The sequence below is a fragment of the Citrobacter sp. VF227 genome, from assembly GCF_052950715.1.
The window spans coordinates 1-713 of the sequence record NZ_JBRFVF010000097.1; the positions used below are offsets into that span (position 1 = coordinate 1).

Genomic DNA, 713 nt, shown 5'->3' on the forward strand with positions numbered 1-713 from the left:
GCGCAACGCGCAGGCGATGATCGAGGGGACGCTCGCGCTGATCGGCCGCGAGAGCCGCGCGTATCGCGCGGACGGCGAACTGTCGCACGGGCAGAAGCAGCGGCTCGAAATCGGCATGCTGCTGATGCAGGACCCGGAGTTACTGATGCTCGACGAGCCGGTGGCCGGCATGAGCGTCAGTGAGCGGGCACAGACCGCCGAACTGCTCAAGCGCATCAGTCAGGGCCGCTCGGTGCTGGTGATTGAGCACGACATGGAGTTCGTCAAGAGCATCGCCCACAAGGTCACCGTGCTGCATCAGGGCAAGGTGCTGGCCGAGGGCAGCATGGAAGCGGTGCAGAGCAATCCCAAGGTCATCGAGGTTTATCTGGGGCATTGAGGCGGTGCGGGCCCTGGCCCGCGTGTCGCACCCAACAGGTACAAAAAGGAGTTCAGCATGTTCCAGATCAGCAGCCTCGCTTCGGGCTACGGCCAGAGTCAGATCCTTCACGATCTCAATCTCAAGGTCGAAAAGCAGGAAATCGTCGCGGTCATGGGCCGCAACGGCATGGGCAAGACCACACTGTTCAAGACGCTGATGGGCATCGTCCCGCAGACTGCTGGCAGCGTGCAGGTGGACGGGCAGGAAGTCGCCGGGCTGGAGACCCATCAGCGGGTTGCCAGCGGTGTGGCCTACGTGCCCCAGGGGCGGATGATCTTTCCCAGCATGACGG

Annotated in this window: 2 protein-coding genes; both read left to right on the plus strand. The window is 63.4% G+C overall.

Annotated features, from left to right (window positions below; genetic code table 11):
* Positions 1 to 379 (plus strand): ABC transporter ATP-binding protein C-terminal domain-containing protein (locus tag ACU8YC_RS25250; RefSeq protein ID WP_446895996.1); only part of this gene is annotated, 379 nt, incomplete at its 5' end.
* A 57-nt stretch (positions 380 to 436) separates the two neighbouring features.
* Positions 437 to 713: ATP-binding cassette domain-containing protein (locus ACU8YC_RS25255; protein WP_446895997.1), on the plus strand; the 277-nt coding region annotated here is incomplete at its 3' end.